We start from the raw sequence: 15,784 nt of genomic DNA, 5'->3' as shown, positions 1-15,784 counted from the left end.
GGGCCGCGACGCTCGCCCGGATCGCGCACGACCTGCGCGCCGACGCGAGCGGCCCGCTCGGCAGCGGGGCGGCCGAGCTGCGCGCGGCGATGGGGCTGCCGGGCGGCATGGCGCTGCACGCGCAGGAAACGGTCGACCGGCAATTCCTGATGCATACGGTGCAGGTCCGGCTGACTGCCACCCTGCCGGGACCGCCAGCGCACGGCGCGGCGACGATCGCGCAGCGCGGCTGGCTGCGCCGCACGGATGTCGCGGCGACGCTCGACACGCGCGCCGACGCGCGCTTTGCCCGGCATCTGGCGGCCCTGCTCGCGTGTCCCGCGTGGCGGGCCGCGTTGATGGAACTCGATCTGACATACTGTGCGATCGAAGCGCGCGGCACCCGCTGGACGCTGCGGGTCGTGCCGTTCGGCGGCAGCGAAGTGGTGAATCGCATGCCGTCGTTCCGGCGCTATATTCGCGTGACGGACGCCCAGCGTCATGCGCTGGCAGCGACGTTCGGCGGCTTCGCGGTCCTGCTCGCGCAGTGCGCGGGCGACTAGGCGGGCGGGCCGTATCGGGATTTCACCGGAGACACTCATGCTGTTCCAGTCACGCTCACTCGAAGACGCGCACGATCACGGACTCGCGGTCGCCGGCTGGCGGCAGGTGTATCGGCAGATGACGCCGGGCCGCTTCGTCGGTACGGTCACGCAGGTTCTGTACGACGATTTCCACTTCTTTCGCGAGACCGTCAACCGGCGCGTCGCGCAGACCGGCATGTCGCCCGAGTCGCGCACGTCGCTCGCGGTGCCGTTGCTGGCGCCGCTCGTCGGCACCTTTCAGGGGCAGCAGATCAACGGTTACGCGCTGCTCGCGCTGCGGGCCGGCGAGGATTTCGAATTCCACACGCCGGAGGGCATGCGGCTCGTCGGCATCAGTGCGGCGTCCGACATGGTCGACGCGCTGTGCGAAGCGGAGCTGGGCGGAGGCGAAACCCGGCGGCTGCGGCACGTGCTGCGTCTGACCGACGCACAGGGCGTCGCGCTCGGCGCGCGCCTGTCGTCGTATATCGACGATGCGCAGCGCAATCCGGAGCGGCTCGAATACGCGGCGACCCGCCGGATGTTCCGCGATGCGATGCTCGGGATCTTTCTCGATTTTCTGGCGGGCGGCGCCGGCAATCAGCGGCACGACATCACGCACGCCACCTACAGCGACATCGTGCGGCGTTGCGAAAAGTATCTGCGCGACCGGCCCGAGGAGCCGGTGACGGTGCTCGAGCTGTGCCGCGCGCTGCGTTGCAGCCGTCGCACCCTGCAGACGAGTTTCCAGCGCGTGGCCGACGTCACGCCGGTCACCTACCTGCGCACGATCCGGCTCAACGCGGTGCGTCGTCTGCTGCGGACCTCGGCGCTGGACGAGCTGTGCGTCGGCGAGGCCGCGGCGCGCTGGGGCTTCACGCATCTCGGTTATTTCGCGCGCGAGTATCGCGACCTGTTCGGCGAACTGCCGTCGCAAACGTTGCGCCTGGTCTGAGCGGCACGGCGTCCGATCCGTTTGCCGATTTGGGATAGAGGTTGGTTTTTTTCGCTGGATAGAGTCCCATCACCGCTTCAAAACATCGCCATTGATTTGCAGTGCAAATCAATGGCCATAACAGGGATGGGACATGAACGTCAGAACACTTCTCGCCGCCGGGGTGGCCGGCGCGCTCGTTTCGCCCGCTTACGCGCAGAGCAGCGTGACGCTGTACGGCACGGTGGACACGGGCATCATCTATTCGACCAACCAGCAGACCACGCATGCCGACGGCTCGACGAGCGGCGGCCACGCATGGCAGATGGGCGGCGGCAATCTGGTGCCGTCGCGTTTCGGCTTGCAGGGCAGCGAGGATCTGGGCGGCGGCTGGAAGGCGGCGTTCGCGCTGGAGCAGCAATTCCTGTCGGCGAACGGGCAGGCGCTGCAGGGCGGCACGGCGTTCAGCCGGCAGGCGTGGGTCGGCCTGCGCAATGACGCGATCGGCACGCTGAGCGCGGGGCGGCAATACGATTCGTATACGGATTTTCTCGGTGCCTATGTGTCGAGCAACAACTGGTCGACGCCATACGGATCGCATCTCGGCGACGTCGACAATCTGAACGCCGCGTTCAACTTCAACAACGCGCTCAAGTTCACCAGCGCCGATTATCACGGGCTGACTTTCGGCGGCACCTTCAGCCTCGGCGGACAAGCCGGCAATTTCGCGACGAAGCGCGGCTATTCGATGGCGGCGGCCTACAACCGTGCGCCGTTCTCGCTGAGCGTCGGCTACCTGAATCTCCGCCAGCCGCTCGACGCCGCGCTCGGCGGCGCGGACGGCTATATCGGCGATTTCTCGTGCGGCAATCCGGACGCGATGTATTGCCAGTTGCAGAACGCGGTGTCGATGAAGGCGTTCGGCGTCGGCGGTTCGGTCACGCTGGGCGACGCGATGGTCGCGCTGACCTACACGCACACCCGGCTCGGCGACAGCCAGTTCTTCGCGAGTACCGCGCAGCCTCGGGGCGCGTCGATTTCTTTCGACATTGCCGAATTGAACGCGACCTATGCGTTCACGCCCGCGTTGCGCGGCGGCGTCGCGTACATCTTCAACAACGCGAAAGCCGACAGCCGCGGCACGACACGCTTTCATCAGGTCAACCTCGGCGCGAACTACAGCCTGTCCAAGCGGACCGCGCTGTATGCGGTCGCGATCGGACAGATCGCGTCGGGCAAGGGGCTCGGTACCGATGCGAGCGGCGAGCCGGCGAACTATGCGCAGATACCGGTGTTGAACAACAGCAACTCGAATCGGCAACTGGCGTTGATGGCGGGGGTAAAGGTCGATTTCTGAGCGTGGCGCCGGGGCGGATCGTGCCGCGCGAGCGGCTCGGGTTCGCGCCGAAGGTATCGTCCGGCGTTCGCGGGAATCGTTGAAGTCGCGGAGGCAAGTGCGGACGCGGCGATCCCGGATGTTCTCGGGAAGCGGATCGATCGACGTGCCGCGGGGATGTCGAACCTTGCCCGGGTGCCGTCGCCGCATTCGGGCACGCTCCGTGCCGGATCGATCCCTGGTCCATGCCGATGCGATTCGAGTCGCGTCGTCGGTGGGGGGCCGGTGAAGGGTGGGGGCCGGCGCCACCCGTCACCAGTCACCCGTCACCAGTCACCAGTCACCAGTCACCAGTCACCAGTCGGTACCGGCCCGGCCGGCCCGGCCGGCGTCATCCGGAGGGCTTCGCGGCCGCGCCATGCCGCGCGCGACTCACCGCGCCTGCTCGAGCACCGGATAGTTGATATAGCCGTTCGGCCCGTCCGAATAGAACGTGTCGCGCTGCGGCGCATTGAGCGGCGCATCGGTCGCGAAGCGTCGTACCAGATCGGGATTGGCGAGATACAGGCCGCCGAAGGCGACCGCATCGGCCTGACCTTCCGCGAGGTTGCGACGTTCGCTCGTTTCGCGATGAACAGCGTCGGCTTGAGCCGCGAACTGGCGACGCTGGGCATCGGTATCGTCGGGCTCGACACCGAACTGGCGCGGCGGGAGGTGGCGGCGGGCCGCCGGGTGCGCGTGCTGCCCGAGTGGCGTCTGCCGCCGGTGCAGGTGCACGCGATCACTAAAAGCCGGCTGCTGCCGGCGCGGACACGGCTGTTCATCGATTTCCTGAAGACGCGGCTGCGCGATGCGTAGGCGCTCAGTTGTCGAAGGTGCCGCGATACGGCGCATCGGCGTCCGAGCGCGTATTGATCTCGACCAGGACGCCGCCCGGCACTTCGCAGAAGAATCGCGAACCGCGTTCATGCTTGAACACATCGGTCTTCATCGAGACGCCCGCTGCCGCCATCCGGCCGTGCAGCGCGCGAACGTCGTCGAGGGTCGGCAGTTCCAGTCCGATGTGGAAGTTGTGCGGCCATTCGACCGGATGGTCGCCCGCATCGTCGATCACGATGTCGAAGCCGGGACGCTTCAGAACCCAGTGCGCGCCTCGCATGGCGACGGTGCAGCCGAGATATCGTTCGAAGAACGTGGCGGTGGCGCTCACGTCGGTTGAGGGGAAGCTCAGATGGTTGAGCTTCATGGGGACGATGCCGGTCATGTCGATCTCCGTTTTTGCGGTCCGCGTATTGCGTTCCATACGGAGCATGTTACGAGTAAAAGCTCGCGTTCAATACTCGCGTCGCCGCGCGTCGCGGCGTTCGGCGCTCAGGTCCGTGTCGGCGGGCGTTTCGGCGTGCGCGGTGCGGCTTGGCCGGCGGGTTGCTCGCGTTTGGGTGCTGGTTTCGGCGGCTTGTCGGCGGGCGGCGCGTCCTTCGAGGCGGCGCCTTGCGCCGACATCATCGTCAGGTAGCCCAGCACGGCGGCCTTCACGCGGCGCGTGAGTCCGCTCGTGTCCGGCTCCCGGCGATCGCCGGCGGCGTCGACCAGTCCGCGGACCATCGCCAGCAGATCCTGCGCGGCGACGGCGCTGTCCGGTTGCGGCGGCAAGCCGTCGCGTTCGACGACCTGGATCAGCAGCGCGCGCATCGATCCGGTGCCCGGCAGCGCATCGCGGAATGGCGGCCGGCTTTCCTCGACGTCGAGCAGCCGCGCGAGCGTCGGCCGCGCGAATTGCTGCCGCACGGAGACCTCGATCAGGTAATCGAGCGCGGCGGGTCCGCCGGGCTGGTCGAGCGCGGCCTGCGCGTCCCGGTGGAATCGCTCGCTTTCACGCTGCATCAGCGCGATGGTCAACGCGTCCTTGCCCGGAAAGTACTGGTACAGCGAGCCGACGCTGACGCCGGCCCGCTCCGCGACCGCGTTGGTATTGAAGCCCTCCAGGCCTTTCGTTTCGAGCACCTGGGCCGCTGCTTCGAGCAGCGTGGCGACCATGCGTTCGGAGCGCGGCTGGCTGGGCGCGCGGCGGGGTTTCAGCGGCGAAGGAGCGGTTTGACGGGGCATGCGCAATGATGGGACGAAGTGGCGGAAGGCGGCGCCGGGGCAAGCTTGCCATAAAACCTGATTGAAGTCCGCTGCCTAGCGGTCTGTGTACATTCGATGAAATGTGTTGACATCGTGCCCTTTGCACGAGCCGGCCAAGATGATTCGAGCCGGCGCGGCGAGGTCATTGCGCCGATCGGGCGGTGCGCGGCGAGGTGACGGGGGATCGAATCGAATCGGCTTCCCGCGCCGCCGCGCGCCGGAGCCGGCGCGCTTGTTGTAGCGCGGGCGCGCGCCAGACGATCCGGCCGTCGTCGGACCCGCAGACGGGCGGGTCGCGCGGCCAGTCGTCGGGCGGGCCGAGGAGCGTGCGCAGGGGGCGGCGGCACGGCAGCAAGCCGGTTACGCCGTGATCGATCGCGCGCTCGACCGCGTGCGCGAGTTCGGCCGGATGAGGGTAGTAGGGCGTCAGCAGGAACGCCCGCTGCGGAGAATCGCCCGCCCACGCGAAAGCGGCGAGCGTCATGTCGACGATGGCTGTCAGGCCCGACTCATGATCCAGGCCGGAGCGGTGCAGCAGGCTGGCGATGTTGATGTTGACGCACAGATCGACAGGGTTCGGAAAGCACAGCTCGTCGATCCAGGTCTGGTACACGCCTTCGCGATACCACGGCCTCGGGTTGCCGGCGAGCCAGCGCAGGCGGAACGGTTCGAGCACCTGGCGCGCCGCCTGCGTCAGCCGCGCCGCCGGCCAGCGGCCGCCGTCGACCAGCGCGAGCGTCATGAGCGCGGTGTCGTCGGCGTCGGGAAGCAGCGGGATCGGCATCCAGTCCGGCTGGCCGTCGAGCGGATAGAACGCGAATGCGCCGCGCCGGTCCGGCCGCTCGCAGCGCGCGAGGAAGTCGAGCGCGCGTGCGCGCGCCGCATCCAGCGCCGGCGTGGCGGGCAGTCTCGACAGTTCATGGATGACGAGCGCGGTCACGAAGCCGTTCTCGTCCGCGACGGGGCCGTTCGGCAACGCAACGAACGAGACGAACGCACCACTCGGCATCTGTTCGGCGAGCACTGCGTCGAGTGCGGAATCGAGGGGGGCGGGTTGGGTGCTCAAGCATGCTCCAAGGGCGGCGCGACGCCGAATGTCGCGCTTGGCACAGCGTCGGTGTGTACGGTAATGCCGAACATGGTGTGATGCGTGACCGGATCGTCAAGCTGGTCGAGCGGTTCGGTCAGCGCCGTGTAATAGCGAAGGTCCCAGTCGTGGCGGCGTCCCAGGTCCAGGATGCGCGCGCGGGCGCGGCTATCGCCGCCGAGCAGTGCGCGCGCGTGGGTATAGAGCGTGAAGGCGGTCGGCTCGCCGCGTGCGGATACCGAATAGCTGAAGCCATACAGGTCGCCGGGCAGTTCGCGCCAGATCGGCACGATGCAGCACTCGCTCAGCAGGTCGAGCAGGTCGCGATAGCGCGAGCCGAGATTCACGCGGGCGAGCAGCGCGATCAGGTCGGGCGCGATCAGGCCGCGGATCCGGGAGTAGAACTCCGTGCGGCCGGCCTCGGGGTCTACCCCGATCATTTCGATGTGCTGGGCCTTGTCCGGCAGCGACCTCGGCCGCCCGATCACCCCGGCGGCGAACGTTTCGGCGTCGGCGGCCGCCGCTTCCGGCACCTCGAAGTACAGCTTGACGCGATGCCGGCCCGCGCGGTGACGGCCGCCGAGATAGGCGCCGAAGCGCAGCGCATGACCCTGCTGGAGCCGCCGGACGGCGTCGAGGGTGTCGGCCGGAACGGGGGCCGCGCCGAGCGCCGCGAGCCGTTCGAGCGCGATCTCGACACGCTCGTCGGCCGCGGCGCCGGGCAAGGCCGGGTCGACGGTATAGCGCAGCGCGCGGTCGGCGGTCGAGAACGCGATTTCCACGGGAAAGCCGTTCATGCTGAGCCGGCTGCCCGTATAGTCGTTGTCGCGCATGCGCTGTTCGAGCATGCATTGCAGCTGGGTCCCGGCCTGTTCCACGTCGTCTCCGTGGCAGGCCTGGGCGACGCGCAGCGCGCGCGCCAGTGCGGGGTGCCAGGACATCGCGTCAGCCCTATGCCGAGCCGCGTATCGGCAGAACCAGCACCGTACCGGACTGATGATCGGCGGAGGCGATGCGCGTGGTTCCGTCCCGCAGGGTGTAACGTGCGACGTAGCTGTAGATTGGTGCGATGTCATCGACCGACATCGTGCCCGCATACCCGTAGCCGCTCGCATTCGTGAACGTGACAGGGTGCGGGTCGCTCGCCGAACTGGCGGTGAAGGTGAGCGTCACATCCACGTGATCGTTTTCGCGCCAGTCGACCAGCGACGGATCGATCCTGACCGCGGCGGGCACGGTCGTGGGCGTGATGCTGACGCTGGCGTCGGCGCTGGAAACATCGAACGGAACTTCCCTGTCGTGGATGATCCGCGTGCCCATGAAGTGCGTGGCGGCGGCGTCCGCGTCGACCGCCCAGTATCGATACGAGATCGACGGATGGGCGCGGGTGAGCGTGTGATTGCCGGAAACTATGCTGGTGACCGTCCATTTCCGCTGCGGAATGCCCAGGTTGCCTGTTTCGGTCGTGTCGATCGCCACCTGGACTTCGTCGTCCGCGCCGAGCTGCTGCGCGGTGAGCGTGAACGTTTTCTCGCTCAGCGGCGAGCGCGCCCGGACCGCGGCGGGCGCGGGTGTCGGACCGGACAGGATGACGGAGCCCTGTTCCCGTCCGGTCGAATCGGGCGATGCACCGGCAAGCGTGTACTCCAGCCAATACGAGAACGACCCCGCGGTGTACTGCTGGCCGGCGACGAGGCGCGTGGGCGGTCCGCCGGCGGTGAGCGCGCAGGTCTTTTTCTCGCTCGCTGATTCATAGTGCGCGGTGATGCGCGTAATGACGGCGGGCATCTTGTCCGCGACGAATTCACGCATGCCGACCTCGTCAAGCGTGAACGAGGTTGAGTCCTTGCCGTCGATCTCGCCGGAGTCGAACGGCAGCAAGCCCGCGCTCGGCTTGTAGCTGACGATGTAGCGGTAGCGGCAGTCGGCTTGCCAGGTGACCAGGGAGGTTGGGGTCTGGAAGATGCGGGTCGACCACGGGCCGGTGTGAGCCGGATCGAACAGGGTCTGGCGCGGAAGGCCGCCGGGATTGAGGACCGTCAGCGCGATCGTCGCGACCGGCAGCGTCTCGAAGTCGTCCTCCACCGGCGTGAAGGTCACCGTCTCGACCGGGGGCAGCGCGGCCAGCACCAGCAGCGGCGAGAAGGCGGTTCCGCTCTGCGTCCAGAACGTGTCGTCCGTGAGCGTGTAGGTGGCGCTCCAGGTGTACGAGCCGTTCTGAACGGCGAACCAGCGTGCGTCGGCTTGCTCGGCGGTGAAGCTGAACGGCTGATCGCCGATGGTGCCGTCGACGCGTGCCACCCGGCTCCAGTCGATCAGTACGGGCGTGACCGTGATGGCGAGGCTGGGCTGAACGTCGGCGCCGACGTCGATCGTCGTGTCTTGCGCGACCTCGAGCGGAATGGGCGTGGGTTCACCCGTGAGCGAGAACTGCTCTCCGCGATAGAGGACCACGCCGGATGAACCCGCCGGCGCATCGAACTGCCAGGTGTCGGTGGGTTGCGCGGCGGTGAGTGCGCACCAGTGGCTCGCGCAGTACGCCTGATCCGGGTCGAGGTAAGTGAGATTCAGCACGATCAGGCTGAGCGACGGCGCCGCGCCGTCCAGGCCGCGGCCGACGATACGGTAGGTAGAAGTCGTCATGGGGGTTCCGGAACAGTGGGCGGAGACGGGAAGCGGCAGCGCCGCTTCCCGTCGATGAGGCCGCCGCCCGGCAAGGACCGGGCGGCGGCTCGCGTTACTTCGCGTTGGCCGTCTCGTCAGCCAGATTGACGCCGGCGAACAGGCGCTGGTGCGCGACTTCAAGCGCATGCGCGTGTTTTTCCGCGTCGACGTAAGGCAGTTCGTTGGCCAGCAGCTGCTTGCTGCTCCACGTTCTCGGCAACACCAGCAGGTGCGAGGTCATCTTCGTCTGCGGGATGTTGACTTGCTGGCTCTCCAGCGGGAAATACGCGCCCGTGTAGTACCAGGTCAGGGTGGGATCCTGGCCGTCCAGCATGAACGAATAGAACTGCTTGCCCATGCCCTTGGTGAACTGGAAGGAATGCAGGCTCTTCTGGTTGCCGGCCTGATCGAGCAGATAGATGTCGAGCGTCACCGTGCTGTACAGATTCCATTGGATCAGTGACGGATCGATCGTCACCATGACCGGCGTCTGTATGGCGCTGAGGTTGAGCGGTTGCCGTTGCGGCACGTACCACGGCGTCGGATAGGTGACGATCCGGCCTTTGTAGTCGAATTCCGCCAACGTTACATTGCAATAGGCATTCGGGTTGTCCGGCGCCAGGAACGTCCAGGGGCTGATCTTATCGCCCTTCTTCTCGATCTGCCAGCTCTTGCCCGGCACCGACACGCGGTTGTTCGGATCGACGTAGTACGCCGACACGACGACGTTTTCCATCTCGGCGATCCAGCGCGGGTTCAGGCGCACCTCTTGCTCGACCAGGCTCGGGTAGATCCACACCGTTCCATCGTTGCTCAACTCGGGGGCGGTGACGACCTGCGAGTTGTCGCCCATCACGTAGCGGACCGAATACTGGTAGAAGGTCGTGTAGGGGAGGGCGGTCAGGAACGCCACGTTCCATTTCTCATCGTTCGAGTAGAACACGTAGCTCAGCGTCTTGTTCTCTGCCGGCAGTCCGGGCGGCGCATTGGTGTTGACGAACACGAAGTCGACCTCCACCTGGCGCACCGATTGCGGCTTGGTCCCGTAGTCGACGCCGCTGGTCTGGAACGTGACGGCAAGCGCGGCGAGCGAGCCCGCAGTGAGCGTCACGGTCGCGCCGCCCTCGTTGCCGGCATTGCCCAGGATGACGCCCGACTGGTACGACGTGCCATTCGTGTAGGAGACCAGGTACTGGTACGAGTAATTCAGGTTGGGCGTGCCGTCCGGGTTGGTGACTGCGGGGCGGCTGAAGGGCCAGCTCGTGACATCCTTGTTCAGGGTCTTGGTATCGTTGCCCGACGGTGACTGAACGGTGATCTGCACCGATGAGATGTGGGCGGCAGTCTGTTCGATGTCTTTAAGGTAGAAGGTGACGGTCAACGGGGTGTAGTCGACAGTCTGATAGAGCTGCGCCCACAGCTCTTTCGAGAAGGGTTGCAGCAGCACCGACGACGTGGCGATCCAGTCGACCACCTGGTTCTGCGAGTAGGTGTAGGAGAACGAGCTGACCTGGCTCATGCTGAACGTGTAGTCATCGCCCGACGGATGGTTCGACTGCATCATCGCGATCGCCGAGTTGACCGCGTTGGTGACCGCATTCTGCAGTGTCTGATTCGCCCAGTTGGTGACCACCTGGCCTTGCGGCGACAGAGGATCGATCTTGCCCCAGACGTAATCGATCGAACCGGCCTGCGACTGGCTCAGGTACTGCTGGACCTGGACGGTGCGGCCGGTTTCGGAGCCCCAGACATTCCGGTCGATGTGAACCTTCTGCTCGTAATCGAAGGCGGTGGTCGAGTTGAACCCGACCGTGACGGATACGCCCGGCAGCGTTCCCGGTACATGCATCTGGTACTGGAGTTCGTAGGTGCCGCCGCCGCTGCCCGACGGGCCGAAGGCGGTGATGAAGGCGGAGACGGCCCCCTGGTCAGGCAGCGAGATCGAGAACGAGGCAAGCGCGCTGGCCTGGCCGATATCGCTGGTCGTCGGCGCGAGCGAGGGCCACGCTAGTGCCGAGTGGCTGCTCAACTGCCCTTTTTCGTCGGGATACTGATAGTTGAACCATGTCATGCCGCTCGTCCAGTCCCAGCCGCCGATGCGGATGTCCTGGCCGAACTTGTTCCGCACTGCTTCGATGGAACCGGGCGGCGTTTGCAGCACGGTCTGGAAATTGCATTGCCCGGACACGGAATTGGAATTCTTGAACTGGCGCAGCGAGAATTCCGGCAGGCCGTTTGCGGCGACCGCGAATTGCGGTTGAGGAACGATGTAGTACTTCTTGTTGTCCTGGTTGTCCCGATAGATCTGAATCGTGTATGCCCGGCCGCCAAAATCATAACGTAAGGTATCCGAAGTAGCGATGTCCAACATATGCCTTCTCCCGTAGCGTGCTGCGACGTAGTGTGAGCGCCATGCTGTGAACGGAAGAGATACCCAAGGTTGCGCGCGGGCGTCGACAGTACGCCGGCGCGCTTGTGTCGCATGCCGACTGGTGTCGCGGAACGGAAATGCGTTCTATTCGGGCGCATCGACAATCCGCGTGGTCTCTCTCGTGTTCTATTTCGTTAGGGCGCGCCATGCCGGAACACTCGACCGAGTGCTCACATTTTTGTGGGCACCGTCGATCATTGTTGATGCGGCCGTGTGTGCGACGACATCATCATTTGTAAATTTGTGAATCTCGGCAACGACCAGAAATGGTAGGTGGGGTGATGAGGGCCAGCGTGGGAGATGTGCTTTGCCAAGCGTGAGTGGCTGATTCGGGATGGTCAATGGCGCGGTCGCGCAGCATGGCGAACAGAACGTTGCAGGGCGAATTCAACCGGTCGCCGCAACGGGTTGTAAGGGACGCGACGATGGATGATCTGCCAGCGCTTTGAGCGACATTCTCAATAAAACGCATTTCATCGAATGAAAACGGACCCTAAAGTTTTTCGGAAAAACGGCCGTCATACACGATTGCCGGACAGGATTGGAGCGAGGCGCGACGCAAGCAGCGCGGCCGGTCCGGTGAATGTTGCGCCGCCCGCGGAATGCCCGGTGCGCGGGCAGTGCTTTCCGCCGTGTCCGGTGTCGCGCATTCGCCGCCGGAACGCCGCCGTCGCGCGCCCGTCGCCCGGCCCGGGCTTGTTCCGCCGTACCCAGGCATGCATTCCCCACGCAGCGCTGGACGAGGAGACAAAGGCATGAATATCGACAAGTTCAAGCATCAGCACCTCGAGATCATGGAAGCCGTGGCCGAACTGCGCAATCTGGTGAAGACGGGAGTGGCCGATCACGCCGCGCAGATCGCCGCGAAACTCGTCTCGATGAGCGCCACCATCAAACTGCATCTGTCGGTCGAGGACAGCGTCCTGTATCCGGCGCTGCGCAAATCCCACGATCCCGCCCAGGTGGCATTGGGAAACCGGTACCAAGCGGAGATGGATGGATTGGCCGCCGCCTATACGAAATTCGCGGGGAAATGGCTGTCAGCCAGGCAGATCGCCGACGATGTCGACGGCTTCAAGGCCGACGCGAACCTCGTGTTCAAGGCGCTTCACGATCGGATCCAGAAAGAGAACGCCGAACTGTACCCGGCGCTCGAACGGATATGAGCGGCGAGGCGCTTGGCAACGTACGTCGCGGGTGCCGGCGTCGGTTCGCGACGCGCTCGGGAAACCGAACGCGACACGTCCCGGCGCGGATGCGGGATTGTCGCGCATGTCCGGGCCGTGAAGCCGGTGCGATGCGCATCGTGTTGCGCCGGCAGCATAACCGCCCGAAGCGGTGCCGCATGACCTCGACGACACGAGCCGCACGCTCGCGACAGGCGCGGCCTTCGCGGAGAGCCGCGAAGGCCGGCGAGGCATTCCGCTGCGGCGGCGCAACCGCTCAGTGCGCGCGCCGCTTCGGCATCACGCGGACTTGCCAACGATCCGCCCCGACGCCGCCGCGCGCTGGCAACGCTCGGCGAGCGCGCCGAACAGCAGGCCGATCGTGGTCCACATGATCACCTGCATGCCGATCGCGGCGACCCGGAATTTCCACAGCAGCACGGCCGGAAATGCCGCGGGCACTTCGTTGATCACCGGCAGGCCCGCCTGCACGGCGGCGATGATCGCAACGAACACGATGCCCGCGACGATCGACGCGTTCCATTGACCGAAGCGCGCGATGGCGTGCTTGCGTACCTTGAGCGAGAACACCATGGCGGCGATCGAAATCGCGATCATCAGAAAGAACAGTCCGGTTCTCATGCCGATCGTTTCGGGGTCGCCGACCGACGGTGGATTGGCGGGGTACTTGATGTTCGGCACGATCACGAGCGTGACGAAGGCGGCGAGCGCGAGCCAGGCGGACAACGGCCGCGCGCCGAGCTTGTTCACCCGGCCGAATGCGTAGGCGAACGTCAGCGCGAACAGGCCGCCGACAGCGGCGCCGAACGTCACCACGCCGGTCAGAAGGCCCACGCCCGCCTGCGTGTGCCGGCTCACGATCTCCGGCTCGGGCGCTTCGCCCTTGGCCGCATCGGCCTTTTCCTCGAACGAGATCGCCTGGTCCACCTGGGGTTCGCCCGCCACCTTGGCGAAGCCGAACGTGAGAAGTCCCGCGGCGATGCCCGCGAGCATGCCGCGCACCAACAATTTGCCGACCATGTTCAGCTCCGCGTCAGTGGCAGGGGAAACCGAGGAGGTGGCGGCCGTCGTGCACGAATTCGTGCACGTACATGCCGGGAATCAGCGATGTCGCGCCTTCTTCCGCGCCGACGAAGTAGATGGCGAGCAGCAGGATCAGGCCGCCGAAGACGACCCACGGCAGCAGTTCGCGAAGCGGAATGGCGGCCGGCTCGGCGGCGGCCGGATTGAATACGGCGTCGGTCATGATGGACTTGCTCCAGGGGTTGCGCGCCCCGATAGTCGATTGGGAAAGGATGGCAAGAAGCGCAGGTCTGGCTTTCGGATCGTGGCGAACCGATTTACAGTGGCGCGACCGCGCCGGGATTGCACCGGCTTCCGCGCTTCGAGCAGCCGTATTCTACGCGCCGGATACCGGGGCAAAGGCAAAATACACACGGATCCGCGCCGCGAGGCGGCACGGCGCTTACCGACAGGAAACGGGATGCGTACTCGATTGATGCTCATCAGCCATGCGGCGACGCCCGCGATGCGCGAGGGCCGGTTCCCGGCGGACGACGCGCTCGACGCGCGCGGCGCGGCGGATGCCGGGGCGTGGCCGCACCGGATGTCGATCGGCGCCGATGCGCCGGTGTTCTGCAGCCCGGCCGCCGCCGCGCTCGACACGGCACGTGCGCTCGGCTTCGCGGTGCGCATCGCGAGCGAACTCGCCGATGCGGACTACGGCGAGTGGCGCGGGCGGCGGCTGGCGGACGTGGCGGGCGACGCTCGCTCCGAAGTGGAGGCGTGGAGCCGCGATCCGCATGCGGCGCCGCCTCGCGGAGAGTCGTTCGAGCAGGTTCGCGCCCGAGTCGGCGGTTGGCTCGAACAGCTGGACGACGCGGGCGATATCGTGGCGCTCACGCATGCCGCCGTCATGCGCGCGGCGGTCGTTCACGCGCTGAATGCGCCATCCTCGTCGTTCGCACGGATCGAAATCGCGCCGCTCTCGGTGCTCGAGTTGCGGCGATCGGCGCGCGGGTGGACATGGTGGCCGGCTCGGCTCTGACGGCGCGCGTTGTCGATGCGGCGAGCCATGTCGCCCGATGTGCCGGGTCTATCCCGACGGGTGCCGGGCTTGCGCGGATTCGCGGGCCGGGGTGCCCGCGCTAGCGGGTGGCGATCGCGACCGCCGCGCCGGCCATTGCGCTCGCGCTCGCGCGGTTGGCGATCTGCATCGCCTTGCGGCTCGTCAGCAGGCGGCGCGCCCGCACCGCGAGGAACGCCCAGCTGAAATCGATCGCGACCAGCACGACGAGCATCGTGGCGGTGAGTTCGAGCCACGCGACGGTGCCGATGCGGTTCAGATCGATCAGCGTCGGCAGCAGCGCGAGATAGAACACCATGATTTTCGGGTTGCCGAAGGTCACCAGCAGTCCGGCGGTAAACATCCGCCACGGCGAACGGGCGCTCGGCAGCGACGCGCTCGGCGCCTCGGCCGGCGCGCGCCACATCTTCCACGCGAGATACAGCAGGTAACCGGCGCCCGCGAACTTGAGCACGATGAAGAAGGTGCCGAAGGTGTGCGCGACGACGGCGAGGCCGCCGACCGCGCAGGCGAGCCACACGATCTCGCCGAGCCACATCGCGGCGAGGAACGGCAGCACGTCGCGCAGCCCGTTGGTGAGCACGCGCGCGACCAGCGCGGCGACGCTCGGACCGGGCGTGCCCGCGGCGACCAGCAGGGCGAGGGAGAAGACGGCAAGCGCGGAGAACGACATGGGAGCTCCTGAATGCGGGTGCAAGCGAAATGAAATTTCCGCGAGGAATTGATTATAGTGCTGGCGGTCCCTTTCGACGTGGCAGGCCTTCTCCGTGAACACATCCCTTTCCGCCTCTCCGCAGGCCGCCGTCCAGATCCGCGCGGCGCGCGCCGACGAAGCCGCCGCGATGGCCGCCGTCGAGGCCGCCGCCGCGTTGCGTTTCAATGAAATCGGCATGACGCACATTGCGTCGAGTCCGCCGACCGCGCTCGACGATCTGCTCGAACGCGTCGTCGCCGGCCGGGCGCTCGTGGCCGTCGACACGGCCGGCGCGATCGCGGGCTTCGCGATCTACCGGATGCTCGACGCGCAGCGGCTGTATCTGGAAGAAGTGGACGTATCGCCGGCGTGCGCCGGGCAGCGCATCGGCGCGGCGCTGATCGAGGCGGTCGCCGCGCGCGGCCGCGCGGCGGGCGCGACGCAGATCGTTCTGTCGACGTTCCGGCAGGCGCCGTGGAATGCGCCGTATTACCGCCGGCTCGGGTTCGCCGACCTCGGCGGCGACGCGCTCGACCCAGTGCTCGCCGGGGTGCGCGCGATGCACGTCGAGCGCGGGCTCGATGAAACGCAGCGCGTGTTCATGAGCCGCGCGCTCGATCGCGGCGTGGACGGCACGCCCGCCGTCCACGCCGGCGGCCGCTGAACGCGGCGCGC

The 15,784-nt window shown here is 66.6% G+C and carries 16 protein-coding genes and 1 pseudogene; 7 read left to right on the top strand and 10 right to left on the bottom strand.

Going from position 1 to position 15,784, the window contains the following annotated elements; genetic code table 11:
* The 3 genes from RZR99_RS18660 to RZR99_RS18650 form a co-directional block, all read left to right on the top strand.
* A partial coding sequence (locus tag RZR99_RS18660) for a DUF3156 family protein (protein ID WP_407655472.1) occupies window positions 1-542 on the top strand: 542 nt, incomplete at its 5' end.
* 37 nt (window positions 543-579) lie between these two features.
* Window positions 580-1,518: a helix-turn-helix domain-containing protein gene (locus tag RZR99_RS18655; RefSeq protein WP_323121247.1), complete on the top strand. Its 939-nt coding sequence runs from the start codon at window positions 580-582 to the stop codon at window positions 1,516-1,518.
* Window positions 1,519-1,651: 133 nt separating this feature from the next.
* Window positions 1,652-2,854 (top strand): porin, encoded by a 1,203-nt coding sequence (locus RZR99_RS18650; protein ID WP_323121246.1) that lies wholly within the window; start codon window positions 1,652-1,654, stop codon window positions 2,852-2,854.
* A gap of 411 nt (window positions 2,855-3,265) precedes the next feature.
* Here RZR99_RS18650 and RZR99_RS18645 read toward each other — a convergent pair.
* A pseudogene (locus tag RZR99_RS18645) lies at window positions 3,266-3,433 on the bottom strand (alkene reductase); the annotation flags it as partial.
* 30 nt (window positions 3,434-3,463) lie between these two features.
* On the opposite strand from RZR99_RS18645, the gene RZR99_RS18640 reads away from it, so the two are divergent.
* Entirely contained in the window at window positions 3,464-3,691 is a 228-nt protein-coding gene (locus tag RZR99_RS18640) for a LysR substrate-binding domain-containing protein (protein ID WP_323121245.1), read from the top strand.
* A 4-nt stretch (window positions 3,692-3,695) separates the two neighbouring features.
* On the opposite strand, the gene RZR99_RS18635 is transcribed toward RZR99_RS18640, so the two are convergent.
* The 6 genes from RZR99_RS18635 to RZR99_RS18610 form a co-directional block, all read right to left on the bottom strand.
* Complete coding sequence (locus RZR99_RS18635; RefSeq protein WP_323121244.1) at window positions 3,696-4,097, bottom strand: VOC family protein; 402 nt, start codon at window positions 4,095-4,097, stop codon at window positions 3,696-3,698.
* Between the two features lie 107 nt (window positions 4,098-4,204).
* A complete protein-coding gene (locus RZR99_RS18630) occupies window positions 4,205-4,939 on the bottom strand; it encodes a TetR/AcrR family transcriptional regulator (protein WP_323121243.1) in 735 nt (244 codons plus the stop codon).
* Window positions 4,940-5,102: 163 nt separating this feature from the next.
* Window positions 5,103-6,026, bottom strand: a complete 924-nt coding sequence (locus RZR99_RS18625; RefSeq protein WP_323121242.1) for a hypothetical protein — start codon at window positions 6,024-6,026, stop codon at window positions 5,103-5,105.
* On the bottom strand, window positions 6,023-6,988 hold the full coding sequence (locus RZR99_RS18620; RefSeq protein ID WP_323121241.1) for a hypothetical protein: 966 nt from the start codon (window positions 6,986-6,988) through the stop codon (window positions 6,023-6,025). Before RZR99_RS18620 ends, RZR99_RS18625 begins: the two co-directional genes overlap by 4 nt.
* A 10-nt stretch (window positions 6,989-6,998) precedes the next feature.
* Window positions 6,999-8,690, bottom strand: a complete 1,692-nt coding sequence (locus RZR99_RS18615) for a hypothetical protein (RefSeq protein ID WP_323121240.1) — start codon at window positions 8,688-8,690, stop codon at window positions 6,999-7,001.
* Between the two features lie 94 nt (window positions 8,691-8,784).
* Complete coding sequence (locus RZR99_RS18610; RefSeq protein WP_323121239.1) at window positions 8,785-11,082, bottom strand: hypothetical protein; 2,298 nt, start codon at window positions 11,080-11,082, stop codon at window positions 8,785-8,787.
* A 680-nt stretch (window positions 11,083-11,762) separates the two neighbouring features.
* On the opposite strand from RZR99_RS18610, the gene RZR99_RS18605 reads away from it, so the two are divergent.
* Complete coding sequence (locus RZR99_RS18605) at window positions 11,763-12,308, top strand: hemerythrin domain-containing protein (protein ID WP_323121238.1); 546 nt, start codon at window positions 11,763-11,765, stop codon at window positions 12,306-12,308.
* A gap of 300 nt (window positions 12,309-12,608) precedes the next feature.
* On the opposite strand, the gene RZR99_RS18600 is transcribed toward RZR99_RS18605, so the two are convergent.
* Both RZR99_RS18600 and RZR99_RS18595 read right to left on the bottom strand, forming a co-directional pair.
* Complete coding sequence (locus RZR99_RS18600) at window positions 12,609-13,349, bottom strand: CbtA family protein (protein ID WP_323121237.1); 741 nt, start codon at window positions 13,347-13,349, stop codon at window positions 12,609-12,611.
* A gap of 13 nt (window positions 13,350-13,362) precedes the next feature.
* Window positions 13,363-13,575 carry a CbtB domain-containing protein gene (locus tag RZR99_RS18595; RefSeq protein WP_323121236.1) on the bottom strand — a complete coding sequence of 71 codons (213 nt, stop codon included), beginning with the start codon at window positions 13,573-13,575 and terminating at the stop codon, window positions 13,363-13,365.
* Between the two features lie 237 nt (window positions 13,576-13,812).
* Here RZR99_RS18595 and RZR99_RS18590 point away from each other — a divergent pair, with 237 nt between their 5' ends.
* Window positions 13,813-14,376 (top strand): histidine phosphatase family protein, encoded by a 564-nt coding sequence (locus RZR99_RS18590; protein WP_323121235.1) that lies wholly within the window; start codon window positions 13,813-13,815, stop codon window positions 14,374-14,376.
* 100 nt (window positions 14,377-14,476) lie between these two features.
* Here RZR99_RS18590 and RZR99_RS18585 read toward each other — a convergent pair whose 3' ends face one another.
* A complete protein-coding gene (locus RZR99_RS18585) occupies window positions 14,477-15,088 on the bottom strand; it encodes a LysE family translocator (RefSeq protein ID WP_323121234.1) in 612 nt (203 codons plus the stop codon).
* Between the two features lie 169 nt (window positions 15,089-15,257).
* Here RZR99_RS18585 and RZR99_RS18580 point away from each other — a divergent pair, with 169 nt between their 5' ends.
* The gene (locus RZR99_RS18580; protein WP_407655475.1) at window positions 15,258-15,773 is read left to right on the top strand and encodes a GNAT family N-acetyltransferase; all 516 of its coding nucleotides are present in this window, start codon (window positions 15,258-15,260) and stop codon (window positions 15,771-15,773) included.
* Window positions 15,774-15,784 lie beyond the last annotated feature (11 nt).

Source organism: Burkholderia alba, from assembly GCF_034721475.1.
Classification (GTDB): Bacteria; Pseudomonadota; Gammaproteobacteria; order Burkholderiales; family Burkholderiaceae; genus Burkholderia; species Burkholderia alba.
The sequence above is the reverse complement of the archived record's forward strand: the minus strand, read 5'-3'. Positions and strand labels throughout refer to the sequence as shown.